This is a genomic window from Actinoallomurus sp. CA-142502, from assembly GCF_050936355.1.
Classification (GTDB): Bacteria; Actinomycetota; Actinomycetes; order Streptosporangiales; family Streptosporangiaceae; genus Actinoallomurus; species Actinoallomurus iriomotensis.
In genome coordinates, this window is the sequence record NZ_JBNJMY010000001.1 from 159,375 (window position 1) to 177,058 (window position 17,684).

At 69.9% G+C, this 17,684-nt stretch carries 21 protein-coding genes and 1 riboswitch; of the genes, 8 read left to right on the top strand and 13 right to left on the bottom strand.

Annotated features, from left to right (window positions below):
• Window positions 1–133 precede the first annotated feature (133 nt).
• On the bottom strand, window positions 134–1,483 hold the full coding sequence (locus ACQEV1_RS01020; RefSeq protein ID WP_433390111.1) for a purine-cytosine permease family protein: 1,350 nt from the start codon (window positions 1,481–1,483) through the stop codon (window positions 134–136).
• A riboswitch (TPP riboswitch) is annotated at window positions 1,475–1,592 on the bottom strand. It overlaps the preceding gene by 9 nt.
• Window positions 1,593–1,813: 221 nt before the next feature.
• Entirely contained in the window at window positions 1,814–2,152 is a 339-nt protein-coding gene (locus ACQEV1_RS01025) for a rhodanese-like domain-containing protein (RefSeq protein WP_285577553.1), read from the bottom strand.
• 84 nt (window positions 2,153–2,236) lie between these two features.
• Between ACQEV1_RS01025 and ACQEV1_RS01030 the strand changes: the two genes are divergently transcribed.
• Window positions 2,237–2,755, top strand: coding sequence for an SSI family serine proteinase inhibitor (locus tag ACQEV1_RS01030; protein ID WP_433390114.1), 519 nt, complete (start codon window positions 2,237–2,239; stop codon window positions 2,753–2,755).
• A 113-nt stretch (window positions 2,756–2,868) separates the two neighbouring features.
• Here the strand turns inward: ACQEV1_RS01030 and ACQEV1_RS01035 are convergent, their stop codons facing one another.
• The 4 genes from ACQEV1_RS01035 to ACQEV1_RS01050 are packed head-to-tail and all read right to left on the bottom strand — an operon-like array spanning window position 2,869 to window position 5,276.
• The gene (locus ACQEV1_RS01035) at window positions 2,869–3,471 is read right to left on the bottom strand and encodes a hypothetical protein (protein WP_433390116.1); all 603 of its coding nucleotides are present in this window, start codon (window positions 3,469–3,471) and stop codon (window positions 2,869–2,871) included.
• Between the two features lie 56 nt (window positions 3,472–3,527).
• A complete protein-coding gene (locus ACQEV1_RS01040; protein WP_433390119.1) occupies window positions 3,528–4,388 on the bottom strand; it encodes an Fpg/Nei family DNA glycosylase in 861 nt (286 codons plus the stop codon).
• A gap of 45 nt (window positions 4,389–4,433) precedes the next feature.
• On the bottom strand, window positions 4,434–5,042 hold the full coding sequence (locus ACQEV1_RS01045) for a TenA family protein (RefSeq protein ID WP_433390121.1): 609 nt from the start codon (window positions 5,040–5,042) through the stop codon (window positions 4,434–4,436).
• Window positions 5,043–5,072: 30 nt separating this feature from the next.
• Window positions 5,073–5,276 (bottom strand): DUF1918 domain-containing protein, encoded by a 204-nt coding sequence (locus tag ACQEV1_RS01050; protein ID WP_285577544.1) that lies wholly within the window; start codon window positions 5,274–5,276, stop codon window positions 5,073–5,075.
• Between the two features lie 141 nt (window positions 5,277–5,417).
• Between ACQEV1_RS01050 and ACQEV1_RS01055 the strand changes: the two genes are divergently transcribed.
• A complete protein-coding gene (locus ACQEV1_RS01055) occupies window positions 5,418–6,392 on the top strand; it encodes a CapA family protein (protein WP_433390125.1) in 975 nt (324 codons plus the stop codon).
• Here ACQEV1_RS01055 and ACQEV1_RS01060 read toward each other — a convergent pair.
• Window positions 6,367–6,822 (bottom strand): pyridoxamine 5'-phosphate oxidase family protein, encoded by a 456-nt coding sequence (locus ACQEV1_RS01060; protein WP_433390128.1) that lies wholly within the window; start codon window positions 6,820–6,822, stop codon window positions 6,367–6,369. The genes ACQEV1_RS01055 and ACQEV1_RS01060 overlap by 26 nt on opposite strands.
• Window positions 6,823–7,000: 178 nt before the next feature.
• Between ACQEV1_RS01060 and ACQEV1_RS01065 the strand changes: the two genes are divergently transcribed.
• Together ACQEV1_RS01065 and ACQEV1_RS01070 are read left to right on the top strand one after the other, a co-directional pair.
• Window positions 7,001–7,774 (top strand): NYN domain-containing protein, encoded by a 774-nt coding sequence (locus tag ACQEV1_RS01065; protein ID WP_285629122.1) that lies wholly within the window; start codon window positions 7,001–7,003, stop codon window positions 7,772–7,774.
• A 32-nt stretch (window positions 7,775–7,806) separates the two neighbouring features.
• The gene (locus ACQEV1_RS01070) at window positions 7,807–8,880 is read left to right on the top strand and encodes an alpha/beta hydrolase family protein (RefSeq protein ID WP_433390132.1); all 1,074 of its coding nucleotides are present in this window, start codon (window positions 7,807–7,809) and stop codon (window positions 8,878–8,880) included.
• Between the two features lie 48 nt (window positions 8,881–8,928).
• Here the strand turns inward: ACQEV1_RS01070 and ACQEV1_RS01075 are convergent, their stop codons facing one another.
• Window positions 8,929–9,729, bottom strand: a complete 801-nt coding sequence (locus ACQEV1_RS01075; RefSeq protein ID WP_285629118.1) for an SDR family NAD(P)-dependent oxidoreductase — start codon at window positions 9,727–9,729, stop codon at window positions 8,929–8,931.
• A 105-nt stretch (window positions 9,730–9,834) separates the two neighbouring features.
• Between ACQEV1_RS01075 and ACQEV1_RS01080 the strand changes: the two genes are divergently transcribed.
• The 4 genes from ACQEV1_RS01080 (at window position 9,835) to ACQEV1_RS01095 (ending at window position 12,716) form a co-directional block, all read left to right on the top strand.
• Window positions 9,835–10,434 carry a TetR/AcrR family transcriptional regulator gene (locus ACQEV1_RS01080; protein ID WP_285629117.1) on the top strand — a complete coding sequence of 200 codons (600 nt, stop codon included), beginning with the start codon at window positions 9,835–9,837 and terminating at the stop codon, window positions 10,432–10,434.
• 66 nt (window positions 10,435–10,500) lie between these two features.
• Entirely contained in the window at window positions 10,501–11,013 is a 513-nt protein-coding gene (locus ACQEV1_RS01085) for a MarR family winged helix-turn-helix transcriptional regulator (RefSeq protein ID WP_285629115.1), read from the top strand.
• A gap of 79 nt (window positions 11,014–11,092) precedes the next feature.
• Window positions 11,093–11,725: a DUF998 domain-containing protein gene (locus tag ACQEV1_RS01090; RefSeq protein WP_433390136.1), complete on the top strand. Its 633-nt coding sequence runs from the start codon at window positions 11,093–11,095 to the stop codon at window positions 11,723–11,725.
• Window positions 11,726–12,071: 346 nt separating this feature from the next.
• A complete protein-coding gene (locus ACQEV1_RS01095; RefSeq protein ID WP_433390139.1) occupies window positions 12,072–12,716 on the top strand; it encodes a CBS domain-containing protein in 645 nt (214 codons plus the stop codon).
• Window positions 12,717–12,805: 89 nt separating this feature from the next.
• On the opposite strand, the gene ACQEV1_RS01100 is transcribed toward ACQEV1_RS01095, so the two are convergent.
• From ACQEV1_RS01100 to ACQEV1_RS01120, 5 genes are read right to left on the bottom strand one after another with little or no spacing between them, the layout of a single operon-like run.
• Window positions 12,806–14,008 carry an ABC transporter permease gene (locus ACQEV1_RS01100; protein ID WP_433390141.1) on the bottom strand — a complete coding sequence of 401 codons (1,203 nt, stop codon included), beginning with the start codon at window positions 14,006–14,008 and terminating at the stop codon, window positions 12,806–12,808.
• Window positions 14,005–14,709 carry an ABC transporter ATP-binding protein gene (locus ACQEV1_RS01105; RefSeq protein WP_285629106.1) on the bottom strand — a complete coding sequence of 235 codons (705 nt, stop codon included), beginning with the start codon at window positions 14,707–14,709 and terminating at the stop codon, window positions 14,005–14,007. Before ACQEV1_RS01105 ends, ACQEV1_RS01100 begins: the two co-directional genes overlap by 4 nt.
• Window positions 14,706–15,878, bottom strand: coding sequence for a hypothetical protein (locus ACQEV1_RS01110; protein WP_433390144.1), 1,173 nt, complete (start codon window positions 15,876–15,878; stop codon window positions 14,706–14,708). The genes ACQEV1_RS01105 and ACQEV1_RS01110 overlap by 4 nt, the downstream gene beginning before the upstream one ends.
• Window positions 15,865–16,371 carry a hypothetical protein gene (locus ACQEV1_RS01115; RefSeq protein ID WP_433390147.1) on the bottom strand — a complete coding sequence of 169 codons (507 nt, stop codon included), beginning with the start codon at window positions 16,369–16,371 and terminating at the stop codon, window positions 15,865–15,867. Before ACQEV1_RS01115 ends, ACQEV1_RS01110 begins: the two co-directional genes overlap by 14 nt.
• Window positions 16,368–17,567, bottom strand: a complete 1,200-nt coding sequence (locus tag ACQEV1_RS01120) for a serine hydrolase domain-containing protein (protein WP_433390149.1) — start codon at window positions 17,565–17,567, stop codon at window positions 16,368–16,370. Before ACQEV1_RS01120 ends, ACQEV1_RS01115 begins: the two co-directional genes overlap by 4 nt.
• Window positions 17,568–17,684 lie beyond the last annotated feature (117 nt).

The following is a 17,684-nucleotide window of genomic DNA, read 5'->3' on the forward strand; positions in this document are numbered from 1 at the left end:
CCATAGTGCCACCGCCGACGGGTCGAACGGTTGCGAAACCACTCTTAAGCGAAGGTCAAGGGGACTTCGCATTTGTGCATGAGTCGTCGCCGACGCGGTGAATGTCGCCCGCCGGCGCGCACAGCCGGCCGGGTCACGCCTCTTCGGTGGCCGGGCGTTCCGTACGTGTCAGGGCGCCGATGGCCGCGGTGACCAGGCCGGCGACGGCGAACGACAGCAGGGAGGCGCTCATCCAGCTCGACGGGGTGAAGTGCAGTGCGCTCTGGGCGTCCGTCCACAGGCGGGACCACCAGCCGACGGTGCCCGGGTTGATCAGCTGGTACGTGGCGATGCCGGCCGCCCAGGCGACGATCATCGACCAGCGGGCCGGGGCCCGTTCCGACACGTCCCAGCCACGGCGGCCGCCGAAGCAGAAGAAGTCGACCGCCAGCACGCCCAGCATCGGCACGAACACCGAGCCGATCAGTGTGAGGAAGCCGGCGTAGTCGTTCATGTCCAGCGCGAGCGCGAACACCGTGATCAGCGCCCCCAGCACGACCGTCAGCAGGCGCCGGTCCAGCCGGGGCGCGAGGTTCTGGATCGACATGGCGGTCGAGTAGACGTTCGCGAAGGACTGGTCGGCCTCACGCAGGACGAACACCGCGAAGAACAGCGTGCCGAGCGCCACGTGCTGGAACGGCCCGAACACCTTCGTGGAGTCCTCGGCGACCAGCGCGAGGGCGAGCAGGCCGAGGACGTAAGCGACGATCTGCGTCACCCCGTACGCCACGCTGGCCGCGCCGAAGGCGGCGCGCTCGGACCGGGAGTGCCGCGTGTAGTCGGCGGCCATCGGCACCCAGGAGATCGAGACCGCCAGCGCCGCGTCAGCGCCGATCCAGAAGTGGCTCCACGAGCCGTGCGTGAGGTTCGGCAGCGGCTGGCGGGTGAGCTGGACGTAGAAGTAGACCAGGGCGATCACGACCGCGGTGGTCACGTAGCGGCGCAGCACCCGTACCGAACCCAGCGGCCAGATGGTCAGCACCGTGGTGATCACCCCGGCCACGACGACGTACATCCAGTGCGGACCACCGCCGAAGATCTGCTCGGCCGCGTCCGCGATGACGATCAGCTCGAAGGTGCCCCAGCCGATCATCTGCAGGATGTTGAACACCGTCGGCACGTACGACAGCCGGGTGCCGAAGAGGCCCCGCAGCAGCATCATGGCCGGTACGCCGGCCCGCGCGCCGGGCACCGCGGCCAGGCCGAGCATGATCCCGCCGATCGCGGTACCGACGATCATGGCGACGATGCCGGCCATGATCGGCAGCTGCGGCGTGCCCTGAGCGTCCGGCGCCAGCACGGTGACCGCGCCGGAGAAGGCGAGCAGGCTGACGCCCAGGTTGGCCCAGAACGCGCTCTGATCCCAGAAGCTGAGCACCCTGGGCGCGGGCTGGTCGAGCGTGTACGGAGCCTCGTTGCGTGGCTGGTCGACGGCAGTGCTCACAGAGCACACTCCCTACGCCGGCATTACCCGGTCAGGTTCGAGCGGTCGGCGGCACCTGTGAAGCCGCCCTCTCAGCCCGGTCGACGCCCGAGCTCCCGCGATATCAAGTTGGCCGGTGACAATGTATACCGGTTCAGCGGATTTTCCATCGGCAGGAGACCCATGCCACAGGCCGCGCACGCCGCGCGGCCCGGGGAGGAATCAGGGTATGACCGTTCCGACGGCGTCCTTCGTGGCGGATGACGAGGCTCGCCCCGTCGCCGCCGCCCTGGTGACCCGCCGCCTCTATTAACCCCTCGGCTTCACGCCGCACGGATGACGTCGGCGGGCTCAGGCGACGTACGGGTCGCCGCCGGACTCGCTCACCATCGGCAGCCCGGCCGCCTCCCAGGCGTGCATGCCGCCGTCGACGTTCGCGGCCTTCCACCCGGAGTTGTTGAACGCCGCCACGGCCTGCGCGGATCGCGCCCCTGACCTGCAGATAACGTAGATATCGCGGTCGCCCGGCACCTCGCCGGCGCGGGCGTTCAGCTCACTGAGCGGGATGTGCACGGCGTCGGGCGCGTGCCCGGCGTGCCACTCGTCGTTCTCCCGGACGTCGAGCAGGTAGCCATCGCCGGGAACCTCGGCGACCGCGACGCTGGGCAGCGGGTTGTTGAAAAGATTCACACATCCACGGAACCATGCGCGAGCGGCCGGAGTCGAATCGTCATGAGGCAATCTCTATCGAGACTGGGAAGGACGGCCATCGTCGTGCCGGGCGTGGTCACGGCATTGACGCTGACCGGCTGCAAGGACAACGGAACCGCGACGAGCCAGCCGAGCGACCAGGCCTCACAGCCCGCACAGAGCACGACACCCGGCTCGCCGACACCGGCGCCCGTCTCGCCGACCCCCACCACGCCACCGGGCGGCAAGATCGGCACGGACGGGACCAAACTCACCATCACGGTGCGCATGTCACCGACCTCGGACCCGATCAAACGCACGCTCACCTGCGACCCGCCGGGCGGCAACGCACCGAACGCGGCCCAGGCGTGCACGAGCCTGGACAAGGTGGCCGCGGCCAAGGGCGGCGACCCGTTCGCCCCGACGCCGAAGGGCCAGATGTGCACCCAGATCTTCGGCGGCCCGCAGACCGCCACGGTCAAGGGCACGTGGAAGGGCAAGAAGGTCGACACGACGTTCGGACGCAAGAACGGCTGCGAGATCAAGCGCTGGAACGACCTGGCCGCCCTGTTCGGACCCCTGGCGCACACACCGACACACTGACCTGGGTTCCGCCCGACGTGACCGCCTCGCCTGGGATCATCGTTCCGATCGTGGGGCGAGGCGTGATCAGTCAGCGTCAAGGGCGAGGGACGCCTTGATCGAAGGACCGGTGCTCAGCAAGCCGACCACGCCTCTCTCGGGAGAAAGTGGGGAAGGTCGTCCATTGCTTCGGGGGGTATGAACACCGGCCGTGTGAGTAGGTGGTCGCCTGCTCGCTGCACATCGATCACGACACCCAGGGTCTCCGAACCGGGTACGCCTGCGGCCATGTAGGTGAGCTCTGAGTAAGGCTCGCGGGCCTCGGCTCGTTGGACCATCCATTGCTCCAACAGCGAGGGAACGCGGCCGACCAACGCCGTACCGTCCGCGAACACCTGAGGCCCCCGCAGTGCGTCGACCACGACGCAGGCCAGCCGTTCCTTGCGGTAGTAGAGCTTCAGGCCGACTTCCTGGTAGTCGCCCTCTACGACCGTGGAGACGCCCTCAGTGGCGGGACGGTGAAGCGTGTGTCGCTGGGATTCCGTGGTGACACCGCTCAGCGCCTGCGAGACGTGGCCGGGGCTCATGCCGAAACGGAGCGGTCCCACGCTCACGAACGGATCCAGCGTCCACTGCTGCCGCTCGTCGTCCGGCAACACGTTCCACCACTTGATCACGACCACGAAGACTAGGGCGTTTCGGCCGAACGCCGCTCTCCACGGACCGCAGACCGCCACTGCGAGATCCCGCGAAGACAAAGGGATCCACAGCCTGTGGATAACTACGGCCGGGACTACTTGAGCAGGCGGGACATGCGGCGGTCGGCGAGTGGTTTGCCGCCCGTCTGGCAGGTCGGGCAGTACTGCAGTGCCCGGTCGGCGAACGAGACCTCTCGGATCGTGTCGCCGCACACCGGGCACTTCTCCCCGGCGCGGCCGTGTACCCGCAGGCCCGACTTCTTCTCGCCCTTCAGGTCCTTGGCCGCGAGGCCCTTCGAACGCTCGACGGCGTCGCCGAGCGTCGTGACGATCGCCTCGTACAGGGTCGCGATCTCCTCCTCGGTGAGGCTCGCGGCGAGCTTGTACGGCGACATCTTCGCGACGTGCAGCACCTCGTCGGAGTAGGCGTTGCCGATGCCGGCGATCACGCTCTGATCGCGGAGTACGCCCTTGATCTGCGTGCGGCGGCCGTCGAGAATGCTCGCCAGCGCCTCGGCGTCGAACTCCTCGCGCAGGGGATCCGGACCGAGCGTCCTGATCCCGGGCACGTCCTGCGGGTCGCGGACGACGTACACGGCGAGCCGCTTCTGCGTGCCGGCCTCGGTGAGGTCGAAGCCGGACTCGTCGTCGAGGTGGACGCGCATCGCGAGCGGTCCCTTGCCGGGCCTCGGCGGCGCGGCCGGCAGCTTGTCCTTCCACCGCAGCCAGCCCGCCCGCGACAGGTGGACGATCAGGTGCAGGCCGTCCACGTCCAGGTCGAGGAACTTGCCGTACCGGGTGACATCGGTGATCGACAGCCCGCTCAGCGCGGTGATCGGCGGGTCGTAGGTCTTCAGGCACGAGATCGCGACGACGTCGACGCGGGCGATCGCCCGGCCGATGGCGTTCTCGCGCAGGAACGCGGCGAGGGACTCGACTTCCGGCAGCTCCGGCATGCCCCAAGGCTAAGCCCTTGTCCACAGCCCTGTGGACAAAGGCGCTCAGGAAGGCACGTCCCAGAACGCCAGCTCGTGGCGCATCCCCTCGAGGAACGCCGTACGTGCCCGTGCGGGGTCCGGCGCGGCCTCGTCGAGCATGACCGCGACCCGACCGGCGAGCATCGCGAAGCCCGGATCCGCGTAGGCGTCCACCCAGCGGCGGTAGCGGGGGTCGGCCGGTGGATCCTCCGCCAGGATCCGGCCGAGCGTGGAGTACCCCCACATGCAGGGGTAGAGAGCCGCGAGCCCTTCCCCGTACGAGGCGGCGGCGTCCAGGAGGAACGCGGTGTACGCCGCGCACGCGGGCCCCTTGACGGCGCCCGCGAGGTCCGCGTCGAACTCCTCGGCGAGGGCCCGGTGCAGCGACAGCTCGTCGAAGAAGGTCGAGTGCGCCAGCTCCACCAGGTCGCCCAGATGCCCGTCGGGCGCCTGCCACGCCAGCCGCGCGAACACCCGTACGTAGTCGTGGAGGAAGAGGTAGTCCTGCTCCAGCCACCCGCGGAAGACGGTGAGGTCGAGGTCGCCGCGTGCGATGCCGGCCACCGTCGGGTGGCGGAGCTGCTCCTCGACGAGTGGCCGGCCGATCGCTTCGAGTTCCCTAGCCAGACTCATGTCCGGCAGTCTCACATGCGGGGCGACCGCTCAGTCGGTCTTCTCCCGCTGGGGCATCCGTTCGACGAACGCGTCCGAGGAGGGGAAGAACACGCTTTCGTGCCCGTCCTCCCAGCGGACCAGGTACGGCGGTGCCCCATCGCTTCCGTGCACCTCGATGATCACGGCCTGACGGTCGTGGTCCCCGACGTGGTGGCCCCGGACCAGCAACGCGTCGCCCGTGTGCGCTCGCATCGTCCCCTCCCATCTCCGGCTATGTGGTCACCGTCGCCCGGCGGGGCACGGCCGGGATAGGGCCGAAGGTCCACCGAGCCGCGCCGAATGTCGGCCGCCCCGCACGTACGGCCGCGCGATGCTGGGAAAGGGGGAGCGGACATGGCCGTGACGATCGCCCTGGGCGGCGACACGATGCTGGGCCGCGGCGTCGGCGAGGTGATCGCGGACGCCGGGCCTGAGGGCCTGTTCGCCCCGGAGGTACGCGCGGCGTTCGCCGAAGCCGATCTCGCCGTCCTGAACCTCGAGTGCTGCGTCTCGGATCGGGGCCGGCGGTGGGCCGCGCCGGGCAAGCCGTTCCACTTCCGCGCCCCGCCGGAGGCCGTGGGCGTGCTGACCGGGCTGGGCGTCGGCTGCGTGACCCTGGCCAACAACCATGCGCTGGACTACGGCCACGAGGCATTGGAAGACACGCTGAGCCATCTCGCCGGGGCCGGCATCGCGGTGGTGGGCGCCGGCCGTGACCGCGAGGAGGCGCGGGAGCCGGCCGTGCTGGAGAGGGCCGGTAGGCGCGTGGCCGTGATCGGCGTGACCGACCACCCGAGCGACTTCGCCGCGTCGGAGACCACGCCCGGAGTCGCGTACGCCCCGCTGAGCGAGGGCGTGCCGTCGTGGCTGTCCCGCCGGATCGAGGACGCGGCGGCGGAACACGACGTCGTCCTGGTGACGCCGCACTGGGGCCCCAACATGACCAGCGAACCCCTGCCGTACGTCCGCCGGGCGGCGGAGGGCCTCCTGAACGCCGGAGCGACGTTGGTCGCCGGCCACTCCGCCCACGTCTTCCACGGCGTGAACGGCAACGTGCTGTACGACCTGGGCGACCTCATCGACGACTACGCCACGGACGAGTACCTGCGCAACGAGCTGGGTCTCGCGTGGCGTGTCGAGATCGGCGACCTCGGAGAGGTGAGGGTGACGGCCCTGCCGCTGAGGCTGGACTACGCGCGGACCGAACCCGCCCGGGACGAGGACCGTACGTGGATCGTCGACCGCCTGCGGTCCGCCTGTGCCGAGTTCGCCGCGGAGGTCGCCGAACGGGGCCCTTGGCTGGCTATCGGGCCGTCGGCGGCCTGCTGATACGCCGGCCGGTGACGTGCGTGGGCTGGATGCGCAGGAAGAGCTCCCGTGCGCCGCCCGCCCAGGGTTCGACGCCCGCCTCCCGGACCGATGCCCGCTCGTCCTCGGACTCCACATGGCGCACCGAGCCCCGGACGAGAACGCTCCAGCCCTCGCGTGTCTCCGGACGCAGCTCGTCGATCTCGAACGCGACCTTGTAGTCGGCGTCCTCGATCCCGGTGCGAAGATCTTCATCCGTCGGGCTGCCGTACGCGGTCCGGAACACGATCGCGCCTTCGTGCACCCCGTAATTGACCGGCACGACGGTGGGGCCGTACCGGCCGCTGTAGCCGAGCCGCCCGACACCCCCCGGTGAGATCAGCCGCAGGCACTCGGCCTCGTCCAGCACCTCCGGCACCGGCCGCCCGGGTGCCTCACTGTCATCAGCCATCAGCAGTCCTGTTCCGCTCCAGAGAGATCTGCGCCTCCAGAGCAGGAACTTCCCGCCACCACAGCGCCCAACCAGGGCGAACGCCGAACCGCTGGACGCCTGATCCCCGGATCGCGACACTTGCTCCACTACCGGACAAAGACGAGTGGTTCGCGGCCCGCTCGTAAGGAGAAGCATCATGGTCAGGGAGAACGCCGCAAGGCTCGCCGTACTCATCGACGCGGACAACACGCGGCCCGGCGTCACCGACGGGTTACTGGCCGAGGTCGCCAAGTACGGAACCGCCCACGTCAAGCGGGCCTACGGCGACTGGACGGGGACCAGCCTGCGGGGCTGGAAGGACCAGCTGCTGGCCCAGTCGATCCAGCCGATCCAGCAGTTCGCGTACACGACCGGCAAGAACGCGACGGACGCCGCGATGGTGATCGACGCCATGGACCTGCTGTACACCGGGCGCTTCGACGGCTTCTGCATCGTCTCCAGCGACAGCGACTTCACCCGCCTCTCCGCGCGCATCCGCGAGTCCGGCCTGACCGTGTACGGCTTCGGCGAACGCAAGACGCCCAAGCCGTTCGTCTCGGCCTGTGACAAGTTCGTCTACCTCGAGAACCTCCCGTACTCCCGCAGCATCGCCTCCCCCGCCCACGCGCTGCCCGAACCCACCGCGGCGTCACTGGCGGTGTCGCTCAAGACGGACGCCGAACTGCTGGGCCAGCTCGTCAACGCGGTCGACGCGGCCTCCGACGAGGACGGCTGGGCGAACCTCGCGAACATCGGCTACATCGTCACCAAGCAGCGCCCGGACTTCGACTCCCGCAACTACGGCTATCCCAAGCTCAGCGAACTCATGGCCGCGATCGGGCAGTTCGACCTGGACCGCCGCAGCCCCGGCGACGGCAAACCGGCGGTCGTGTACGCGCGCAACAACCAGGAGCAGCCCGGACCTCCTTGACAACAGTTTGTTCTAGTTGTTCTATATCAAACATGCTCGATATCTCCCCCTCCCGTCTGTTCGGCTGCGCGGTCACAGCCCTGCTCATCGCCGGTTGCTCATCGGTCACCGCGCAAGGCGCGTCGTCCGACGCGCCGATCACACGTGAGCTCACCTTCCGCAGCGGCCCCGACACCTTGCCCGCGACCTTCCAACCGGCCGCCGGCCGGACCGGCGTACGGCCGGCCGCGCTGATCATCTCCGGCAGCGGGCCGACGGACCGCGACGGCAATGACCGGCAGTTCCCCCACCTGGACACCAACCGGAACTTCGCGAAGGCGCTCGCGGCGGACCGGATCGCCTCGCTCCGCTACGACAAGCTCGGCTCCGGTCAGGCCGGGACGGAGAACCACCCCGGCGGCCGCGGGATCGACTTCGATCTCTTCGCCCAGGAGGCTCTCGACGCCTATCGGACGATGGCCCGCCAGCCGGGAGTCGACCCGCACCGGCTGATCGTCGTGGGCCACAGCGAGGGCGGGCTGCTCGCGCTCTGGCTCGCCGACCGCCTGCGCGGCACGTCCGAGGCCCCACGCGCCGTGGTCCTCGCCGCTCCGATCGGGATCCGCTACCTCGACCTGCTGAGCAAGCAGCTCACCGAGCAGTACCGGGCCGCACAGGCGGCGGGCCGCCTCAGCGCCCAGCAGGTGGCGAGCCTCCTGGACGAGTTGCGCGAGACCGTCTCCTCGATCAGGAAGACCGGCACACTCCCCGCCGACCTGTCAGACCCGACGCTCAAGACCGTGTTCAGCCCGGCGAACATCCCGTTCCTCCGGCAGGCCGACCGGCTCGACCCCGCCGACCTGGCCCGCGGCCTCGGCCCGGCCTTCCCGGCCCTGGTCCTGCGCGGCCTCAAGGACGTGCAGGTCAGCGCGGGCGAGGTCCAGCACCTCATGACCGGATTCCGCGCGAACCGGGCCGCCGTCCAGGCGGACATCCCCGACGCCGACCACCTCTTCAAGGTCGTCTCCGGAACACCGAATCCCAGCGTCGACTACCCGGACGCCACTCGCCCGTTCGCGCCCCAGGTGGCTCCGCGACTGCGCGCCTTCCTCGGCAAGGCGCTCTAGGGGCCTCACCGGCGTCACGCCGGCTCCGCGTCATGAGGGCACCGGCGCCTACTGCACGCTGCGAACGGTCCCGCCGTCGACCCGCAGGGTCGCTCCGCTGATGTAACCGGCCAGCGGGCTCGCGAGAAAGGCGACGGCCGAGGCGATCTCCTCCGGCCGGCCCATGCGCCCGGTGTCGTTGGGCACGAGTCGCTCGGTCGACGCCCGTTCGATGTCCTCCCAGCTCTCGCCCCAGCCACGCTCGGGCGCGATCCGGGTGAGCAGGTTCTTCACGGCCTCGACCAGGATCGCTCCCGGGGCGACCACGTTGGAGGTGACGCCGGTGTCCTTCAGCTCGCGGGCGAGCGACACCGCGAGGTTGTGCCGTGCGGCCAGGGTGGCGTTGTACTGCGGGTGAGTGTTCATCGGCTGGATCGCCAGACCGCCGCCGATCGTGATCACCCGCCCCCAGCCGCGTTCGCGCATCGGGGGCACCAGGCGCTGGATCATCCGGACTCCGGAGATCACGTTCACCTCGTAGGTCTCGCGCCAGTCCTCGGGACTCGCGTCCGCCCACGACAGGTGCTCGTATGACCCGGCGTTGTTGACCAGGACATCGATCGGGCCGCCCTCCAGAGCCGCACCGGCCACCGCGTCGGCGCCCTCGTCCGTGGCGAGGTCGCCGATGGCGTACCCGGCCCTGCCACCCGCCTCGGTGATCGCCGCGGCGACGGACTTCGCGCGCGTCTCGTTCCTGCCGTGCACGACCACCTCGGCACCCTCGGCCCCCAAGAGCAGGGCCATCGCCTCACCGAGCCCGGAGCTGGATCCGGTGACGAGCGCACGCTTGCCGGACAGTTTCAAATCCATGGGTTCACCCGTGTTTCACAGAGTCGGATCAGACTGGTCTCGCGACCAATGTCTACGACTGTAGACCTCCTCGCCAGGATATGTCTACGGGCGTATACTTCGACTGTGAACCAGCAGAGGCAGCCGGACTCCACCGGCCCCAAGCGACAGCGCAACGCCGCCGCCACACGGAAGGCGATCCTCGACTCGGCGATCAGGGCCTTCACCGAACACGGCTACGACGGCATCGGAGTCCGCGAGATCGCCCGCGACGCGGGAGTGACGGCGATGCTGGTCAATCGCTACTTCGGCTCGAAGGAGAAACTCTTCGCCGAGGCCGTCGACGCCTCATTCGCCCCGGCGACCGTGATCCGCGAGGACTCCGCGTCCCTGGCGGCGACCATCGCCCGGCGGCTGGTCGAACGGACGGATCCGGACGCCGAAGCCCTCGACCCGTTCTTGCTCCTGCTGCGCTCGGCGCCCAATCCGCGGGCCGCGGAGATCATGCGGGCCAGTACGGAACGCCACGCCGGCCACCGCCTCGCCGAACTTCTCGACGGGCCGGACCCCGAGCGACGCGCGGCACTCGCGAACTCGCTGATCGCCGGGTTCTGGCTGATGCGCACCGTGCTCCAGAGCACCGCGCTCACCGACACCGACCCCGCCGACCTGACGACTCGCCTTGAACGCGCCTTCGACGCACTGCTCTCGCCGACCGAGAGGTGATTGCTTCGATTTTCGTAATATCCTAGAATCTAAGTTGTGCCGGACAGAGAGACCACAGTCGCGAGGTTGACCGCCGCGATCCGGCGCTACCAGCGCGACATCGACGCCCTCGACCAGGCCGTGGCCGAACGACTGGGTCTCAACCGCACCGATCTTCGATGCGTCGACCTGCTCCTCGACCGGCCGCTCAGCGTGACCGAGCTGGCCGACCAGGCGGGTCTCAGCCAGTCGGCGATGACGACCGCACTCGACCGCCTCGAAGGCGCCGGGTACGCCCGCAGAACCCGCGACGCGAACGATCGGCGCCGCATCCGCGTGGAGCTCACGCCCGCCCTGCTCACTCGTATCGCCGAGATCTTCGAACCGTTCGCGGCCGAAGCCGCCACCGAGCTCGACCGCTATTCCGTGTCCGAGCTGGAGACCCTGCTCCGGTTCTTCGCCGACGGGTCCGAGCGCCGGGCCCGCCACGCCCGGCGCATCCGCACGACCGCCGCCCGGCCGAAGGCCCGGCGACCGGGGGTGCGCCGGGAGCCCGCGGACCCGGATGCTCCCGGCCCGCGAAGGGAGAGCACACCATGACCGGCATCCGACCGGCATCCGACCGGCGGCCCGCACGGTGACCGTACGGCCGGCCTCCCGTTCCCTCGCCCGATGGGGAATGGCCGGACTGGTCGCGGAGATCGTCGCCGTGTGCACCTGGCTGGGGGCCGGCGCGTGGCAGGGGCCCGGCTACAGCCTGGTTCACGACGACATCAGCGACATGGGTGCCCTCACCGCTCCGCACGCCTGGGCGTTCCTCATCCCGCAGGCGCTCGCCGGCGCCGGAACCATCGCGTTCGTCCTGTTCGGGTTGCGCCCCGCACTGGCCCATGCCGGGCGAGCCGGCCGGTCAGGTCCCTGGCTGGCCGCACTCTCGGGGATCCAGGACGTGACCGACGCGGCGTTCCGGCTCGACTGCCGCGCCGCCGACGGCTGCGGCCAGGCGCAGGCGGCCGGTTCCTGGCATGCGCAGGCGCACAACGCGATCGGGTTCGCGTGCGTCCTCCTGCTGATCGTCACGCCGTTCGTGCTCGCCCGGCGTTTCAGGCGGCTGCCGGAGTGGCGCCGATTCGCCCTGCCCTCTGTACTGCTGGGCGTCGTCTTCGTCGCCGGCCTGCTCGCGGTGCTGGCCCCCCAGACGGCCTCCTATCAGGGCCTGGTTCAGCGAGCGATCGCGCTCGGCGGCGCGGTCTGGGGTATCGCCGTGGCCGCCCACCTCGTCCGGCTGGGACGCGCCGAGGCCGACGGCTGAGCGACGGCCGGGCTTCCACGTAGGCATCGTGCAGGCGGCGCACGCGGCGCAGGGGCCGGCCCTGGGGCGTGGTGGGCGGGGTCCATCGCGGCCGCCACGCACCACAGCCCGCGCGACCGGCTCGGCCGGCCCTCCGACATCGCCCCCGTGGTCGGCTGGCTGATCAGCGAGGAGGCCGGCTGGGTGTCCGGTCAGACCGTACGCGCCAACGGCGCGATGTTCTGACTCACCTCAGGGGCTCCGCCCCGGCGGTCGGGCGTCGGGACCTTCGGACGGGACTTCGGCCTCATGTCTTACAGCGTGACAGCGGCCTATCGTCCGGTTGAGGGCCTAGGAGGGATCCACTATGAGGCGCCGAACCGTGAACGACGTGATGACCAAGGGGGTCGTGAGCGCGTACCGAGGCGCGTGCTTCAAGGACATCGTCCAGGTCATGATCAAACGCGGTATCACGGCGATGCCGGTGGTCGATGAGGGCCATCGCGTGGCCGGTGTCGTCTCCGAGTCCGATCTGCTCGCCAAGGAGGAGCACAAGGACGGCGGGAGGCGGCGCTGGTTCGGCAGACGCCGTGGGTCGTGGGCGAAGGCTCGGGCGTTGACCGCCGAAGACCTGATGACCGCGCCGGCGATCACGGTTCGTCCCGAGGCGACGATCGTGGAGGCGGCTCGGCTGCTCGACGAGCACCGGATCAAACGCATGCCGGTGACCGACGATCAGAACCGCCTCGTCGGGATCGTCAGCCGCCGCGACCTGCTGAGCGTCTTCACCCGTACCGACGAGGAGATCCGTGACGAGGTCCGGCACGAGGTCTTCGCCCTGGCCGACCCCACGGAGGTCTCGGTCTATGTCCGTCACGGCGTGGTCACCCTCAGCGGCACGATGCGGCAGAGAGACCTGATCCCGATCGTCGTACGGCTGGCCGCCGCACCCGATGGCGTCGTCGGCGTGATCGACGACCTGAACCGCGATATGGCCGGAGCCGAACCCTGACCCGTCAGGCGCCGACGCCGGCCCCTCGCCGGGCAGCGCAGCCCCCGAGCTCGCCGCTCGGGGGCTGTCCGACACTTCCCGGCGTCCGATCAAAGCGTGCGCAGTGCCTCGGTGGGGGACAGGCGGGCGGCCCGAAGGGCCGGCAGCAGGCCGGCGATCGCGCCGATCACGATCGCGGCGCCGATCCCGCCGACCCACGCCTGGACCGGGATGACCACCGCCCAGCCCTTCGTGCTCGCGTAGATCGCGGTGGTCAGCGCGCCGGCCGCGACTCCGGCCACCCCGCCGAGCAACGCGAGCATGACCGCTTCGGACAGGAACTGCGTGCGGATCTGTCCCCGGGTCGCGCCGAGCGCCCGGCGCAGCCCGATCTCCGATCGCCGTTCCAGCACCGAGATGATCATGATGTTCGCGACCCCGACCGCGCCCACGATCAGCGCCACCAGCCCGAGCCCGAGGAACAGGCTGTTGAACGCGCCCTTCGCGGCGGCTCGCGCGGTGAGCGCGTCGGAGGGCTGGCTGACGTCGACGTCGCTGGGCGACTCGGGGTTCGCGGTCTGCGCGAGCACTCCCTGCACCGACTCCACCTTGTCCGTACGGGCCCGCACGTACACCGTCGTCGGAGGTCCGGCCACCGCCTTGCCCTTGTCGACGGTCGCGTAGCTGAGGTAGCGCTCGGCGGCCGGATAGCCGATCAAGGCGCTGGTGTCGATGTCGGTCGACAGCGTCGCGGGCTTGAGGATGCCGGCGACGTAGAACCACTGGTTCTTCAGCCAGATCCGTTGCCCCGGATAGACGCGATCGATCCCGAGGCGCTGCGCGGCGAGTGCACCGAGCACGGTGACCGGCTGGCGCTCGGTCGCCGGGTTCAGCCAGCGGCCCTGAGCCACGCTGGTCCCGATCACTTCCGGGAGGTTGAGGCTGGCGGCCCGTACCTTCAGGGCGTTGGTCTCGACCACCGGGATCAACGGGCTGCGGTACACGTTCGTGTTCTCGATGGCACCGGCGTGCGCCACGTGCTCGACGTCGGGCAGGTGAGAGATCCGTTGCGGCGAGGCGACCGGGAGCTGTGCCGCCCCGCCGGTGAACGACTGGCCGGTGTTCGCGGTCAGCAGGTTCGTGCCGAGCCGGTCGATCTGGGCCAGGAGCCCGGCCTGGGAGGACGCGGACAGGCCGAGCACCGCCACGATCGCCGCGGTGCCGATCGCTATTCCGAGCGCGGACAAGGCGGCCCGCAGGCGGCGAGCCCGGATCCCGATACCGGCCACGCGCAGCTGGTCGGACAGCCTCATGCGTCCTCCATCGGACGCGCCGCGCTGTCGGCGACGATCCGCCCGTCGAGGACGTGCAACTGGCGGGGAAGCCGGGCCGCCAGTCCGCTGTCATGCGTGATCACGAGGATCGTCGCCCCGTCGGCGTTGAGCTCGTGCAGCAGCTCGATGATGGCCGCCCCCGTCTTGCTGTCGAGGTTGCCGGTCGGCTCGTCGGCGAGCACGATGGCCGGGCGGCCGACCAGAGCGCGGGCGATCGCCACGCGCTGGCGCTGTCCGCCCGACAGCGCGCCCGGGCGGAAGCCCGCCCGATCCGCCAGCCCGACCCGGATGAGCGCCTCGGCGGCGCGCTCGCGCCGCTCGGCGGGCGCCACGCCGCCGTACAGCAGGCCGTCGGCGACGTTCTCCAGGACGGTGGTGTGCTCGGACAGGTGGAACTGCTGGAAGACGAAGCCGATGCTGCGCGCCCGCAGGGCGGCGAGCCGGCGGTCGGTGAGCGTCGCGACGTCCTCCCCGTCGATCCGTACCGTGCCGCCGCTGGGCCGGTCGAGCGTGCCGAGGATGTGCAGCAGCGTGGACTTGCCCGACCCCGACGGGCCGACGATCGCGACCAGCTCCCCGCTCCGTACGGTGAAGCTCACGCCGCGCAGCGCGTGGACGGGGGGCTGCGAGCCGTACGTCTTGGTGACCTGCTCCAGTTCGAGGACATTCGTCCTGCTCATGTCGACGGCACCACCACTCGGTCACTGACCGACAGGGCGCCGGAGACCTGCACCTGCCCGTTGGCATCGTCGAACAGTCCCAGCGTCACCGAAACGATCCGGGTCTGGCCGCCGTCCCCCGCCGCGACCTCGACCGCGTATCCCCCGCCGGCCTGGCCGATGAGCGCGGTCACCGGCACGATCAGCGCGTCCTTGACGCCGTCCGTGGTGATCTGCACCTGGACCGGTGCCTGCTCAAGGGTTCCGGCGTCCTTCGGGTGCTCGAGCGTGACGTAGACCGGGATCGTGGCGGACGCCGAGTCGGAGTCGTTCTTGCCGGAGGATGTCGCGACCGTGCCGATCCGGCGGACCACGCCGGACGTGATCCGGTTGTCCGGCAGCGTGATCTGCGCCTGATCGCCCTTCTTGACCTCGGACTGCTGGGAGGCGTCGAGCTTCACGGTGACCTGGCGCCGGTTCGACGACGCCTCCATGATCGGGTGGCCCGGGGCTGCGCTGGTGCCGTTCTTGGCCGTCACCTTGCTGATCCGCAACGGGCCGGGCAGGAACACCGCCTGGCCGAGATCCAGCCTGCCGGTCACGTCGGCGCCGCGTTCGTCCTGAAGCTTCTCCAGGGCCACGGCGGTTCCCGCGCCGAAATAGCGCGAATCGGGATCGAGGTCGGACTTGTCGGCGTAGCCCTCGTTCACGAGGGTCCTGTTCAGCGCCCGGACGTCCTTGCCGTCGTCGCCCTCGGCCAGGTCCCGGTACGCGGGCGTGCTTCCGCAGATCAGGATCACCGGTTTCTCCCCGACCTTGTACAGCGTCTCGCCGCAGTCGACCTGGGCGCCCGCCGCCGGCACCCAGGTGTAGGTCCCGCTCGCCCGGTTGACCACCGAGTACGGGTTCCCGTCGGCGCCGGCCGAGTACGACAGCGTCCCGCTCTGGCTGACCTGCGAGGAGAGCGGACCCTCACGGACCGCCACCAGCGACGTCGCGTCGCCGGCCCTCGTGGCGGGCTTCCCGTCGTCGCCGAACAGGCCCGTCACGGCGAGAAGCACGCCGCCGACCACGACCACGGCCACGACGCCGCCGAGCAGTCCGCGCCGCCTACGCCGCCGCCGTGGCCGGGCCGGCGCCTCGGGAGAAACGCCCGTGCTCGCCGGAGTCCCGATCTCAGCCGTTGCCATCCTCGGCGCCTCCTCCCACGTGGGCCACGTCACGGCATGCGTTCAGCGCCTTCTTGAACTGCGGCGAGTTGACGTTGATCTTGTCCCTGGGCACCAGAAGGCGCCCGTCCTGCGGGTCAGGGAAGTCCTGTATGCCGTTCTTGCGCATACACTGCGCGAACTTCAGCCATTCTTTCTGGTCTTTGGCGATCTCCGCCGGGTCGTCCGTTATTCCGGGCGGCTCCTGCGATTTGCACGCCTGCTGTGCCTTCTTGAACTGCGGCGAGTTTCGGTTCGGCCCCCCAGCCGCGATCACGAATCTGCCGTTCTTGTTGGGGTCGGGGAAGTTGGTCACGCCGTTCTCGCGCATGCACTGCGCGTACTTCACCGCCTTCTCCAACGTGGGGTTCGAGCTGGACGAGCCGGATTTCGCGTCGCCGGAGCCGCCGCATCCCGTGACGGTCAGGGCGAGGGCGGCGGCCGAGGCGGCCAGCAACACAGAGGCCTTGTTCATCGTTGCCCTTCCCGGGGGTGTCGCGACGAGGATGGGCAGAAGACGCTCTCCACGGCGTTGAACATCGCTTGGCCCGGCTCGGTGGTGTCCTTGACGCTCAGCGTGGCCGACATCGAGAACTGGCGGCGGCCGTCTTTCGAGTAGAAGGTCATGGTGAAGTAGCCGGGGGCCGTACCGCCCCAAATCCAGCCATCGAGTTTTCCGCCGCAAAAGTCGGGGCCGCTGCCCTGGGCGGGGTCATTGGACAACGGGTCGGTCAGGACTCGCTGGAGTTCCGGCGGCAGCAGCTTGCCCTGGGTGAACGCCCGGTAGAAGGCGCTCACGTCGTGCGTGGTGGAGACCACCCCTCCGGCCCCCGAGCCGAAGCTGGCGTTGAACCGGTCGACGTCGCGCGGCTCGCCGTTGGCGTCGGGGTAGTAGCCGTGGCCGTGCGGCCCCTTGATGCCGTCCGGCGGCTTGACGAGAAAGTAGGTTCTGGTCATCCCGAGCGGGTCGAACAGGCGGTCGTGCAGCTCGGTGGCCAGGTCGTGGCCGGTCAACCTCTCGATGATCAGGCCGAGGAGGGTGTAGTTGGTGTTGGAGTAGGAGAACTTCTCGCCCGGTTCCCCGGTCCGGGGCCGGCTGCGGCTCCACTTGACCAGATCGAGCGGCCGATAGTAGGTCGTGAAGTCGAACGGGTCGAACGAGATGTCCCCCTCGCTCCCGTCCGGTTTCGGCTCGGCGGCGTACCAGTCGGGAATGCCGGAGGTGTGCCGGAGCATCTGCCGTACCGTGATCTCGTCGGCCCGCTCCACCAGATCCTTCTTCACCACCACGGGCAGCAGGTCGCTGAGCTTGTCATCCACGCTCAACCTGCCCTCCTTGACCAGTTGCAGCACCACGGTGGCCACCATCTGCTTGGTCTGTGACCCGATCCGGAAGCGAGCGTTCGCGGGGATCCTCCCGCCCCTGCCGTCCAGCAACCGGGAGCCCGCGCTGCCCAGTCCGATGGGCCTCCCGTCGACGTAGGCCCCGCCGACGGCCCCCACGACCCCGGGAACGGCGGCCAGCTCCTCCACCGCCTTCTGCACGCTCCCCGTCGGCGCCGGGGCGGCGGTGGCAGGCCCGGCCTCGGCCATCGTCAGGATGGCGACACCGGCGGCCAGACCGGCCCTCCTCAGCGGCGGACGAACGTTCTTACGTGACACGACGCGCATCTCTTCTGATCACCTTCCGATGCGGGGCACCATGCCCTCGGCATGGACCGCCGTGGTCCATGCCTCCACTGAAGTCGGAGGGCCGTTGCGGTGGCGTATGCGCTTTTCGATACGCCC

What these genes read in the sequence shown, in the direction of transcription:
- ACQEV1_RS01120 (WP_433390149.1), bottom strand. Translation starts at nt 17,567, where the DNA reads ATGCGCGTCGTGTCACGTAAGAACGTTCGTCCGCCGCTGAGGAGGGCC.
- ACQEV1_RS01040 (WP_433390119.1), bottom strand. Translation starts at nt 4,388, where the DNA reads ATGCCGGAGCTGCCGGAAGTCGAGTCCCTCGCCGCGTTCCTGCGCGAG.
- ACQEV1_RS01100 (WP_433390141.1), bottom strand. Translation starts at nt 14,008, where the DNA reads ATGAGGCTGTCCGACCAGCTGCGCGTGGCCGGTATCGGGATCCGGGCT.
- ACQEV1_RS01105 (WP_285629106.1), bottom strand. Translation starts at nt 14,709, where the DNA reads ATGAGCAGGACGAATGTCCTCGAACTGGAGCAGGTCACCAAGACGTAC.
- ACQEV1_RS01115 (WP_433390147.1), bottom strand. Translation starts at nt 16,371, where the DNA reads ATGAACAAGGCCTCTGTGTTGCTGGCCGCCTCGGCCGCCGCCCTCGCC.
- ACQEV1_RS01110 (WP_433390144.1), bottom strand. Translation starts at nt 15,878, where the DNA reads ATGGCAACGGCTGAGATCGGGACTCCGGCGAGCACGGGCGTTTCTCCC.
- ACQEV1_RS01055 (WP_433390125.1), top strand. Translation starts at nt 5,418, where the DNA reads ATGGCCGTGACGATCGCCCTGGGCGGCGACACGATGCTGGGCCGCGGC.
- ACQEV1_RS01065 (WP_285629122.1), top strand. Translation starts at nt 7,001, where the DNA reads ATGGTCAGGGAGAACGCCGCAAGGCTCGCCGTACTCATCGACGCGGAC.
- ACQEV1_RS01070 (WP_433390132.1), top strand. Translation starts at nt 7,807, where the DNA reads ATGCTCGATATCTCCCCCTCCCGTCTGTTCGGCTGCGCGGTCACAGCC.
- ACQEV1_RS01075 (WP_285629118.1), bottom strand. Translation starts at nt 9,729, where the DNA reads ATGGATTTGAAACTGTCCGGCAAGCGTGCGCTCGTCACCGGATCCAGC.
- ACQEV1_RS01060 (WP_433390128.1), bottom strand. Translation starts at nt 6,822, where the DNA reads ATGGCTGATGACAGTGAGGCACCCGGGCGGCCGGTGCCGGAGGTGCTG.
- ACQEV1_RS01045 (WP_433390121.1), bottom strand. Translation starts at nt 5,042, where the DNA reads ATGAGTCTGGCTAGGGAACTCGAAGCGATCGGCCGGCCACTCGTCGAG.
- ACQEV1_RS01050 (WP_285577544.1), bottom strand. Translation starts at nt 5,276, where the DNA reads ATGCGAGCGCACACGGGCGACGCGTTGCTGGTCCGGGGCCACCACGTC.
- ACQEV1_RS01090 (WP_433390136.1), top strand. Translation starts at nt 11,093, where the DNA reads ATGGCCGGACTGGTCGCGGAGATCGTCGCCGTGTGCACCTGGCTGGGG.
- ACQEV1_RS01095 (WP_433390139.1), top strand. Translation starts at nt 12,072, where the DNA reads ATGAGGCGCCGAACCGTGAACGACGTGATGACCAAGGGGGTCGTGAGC.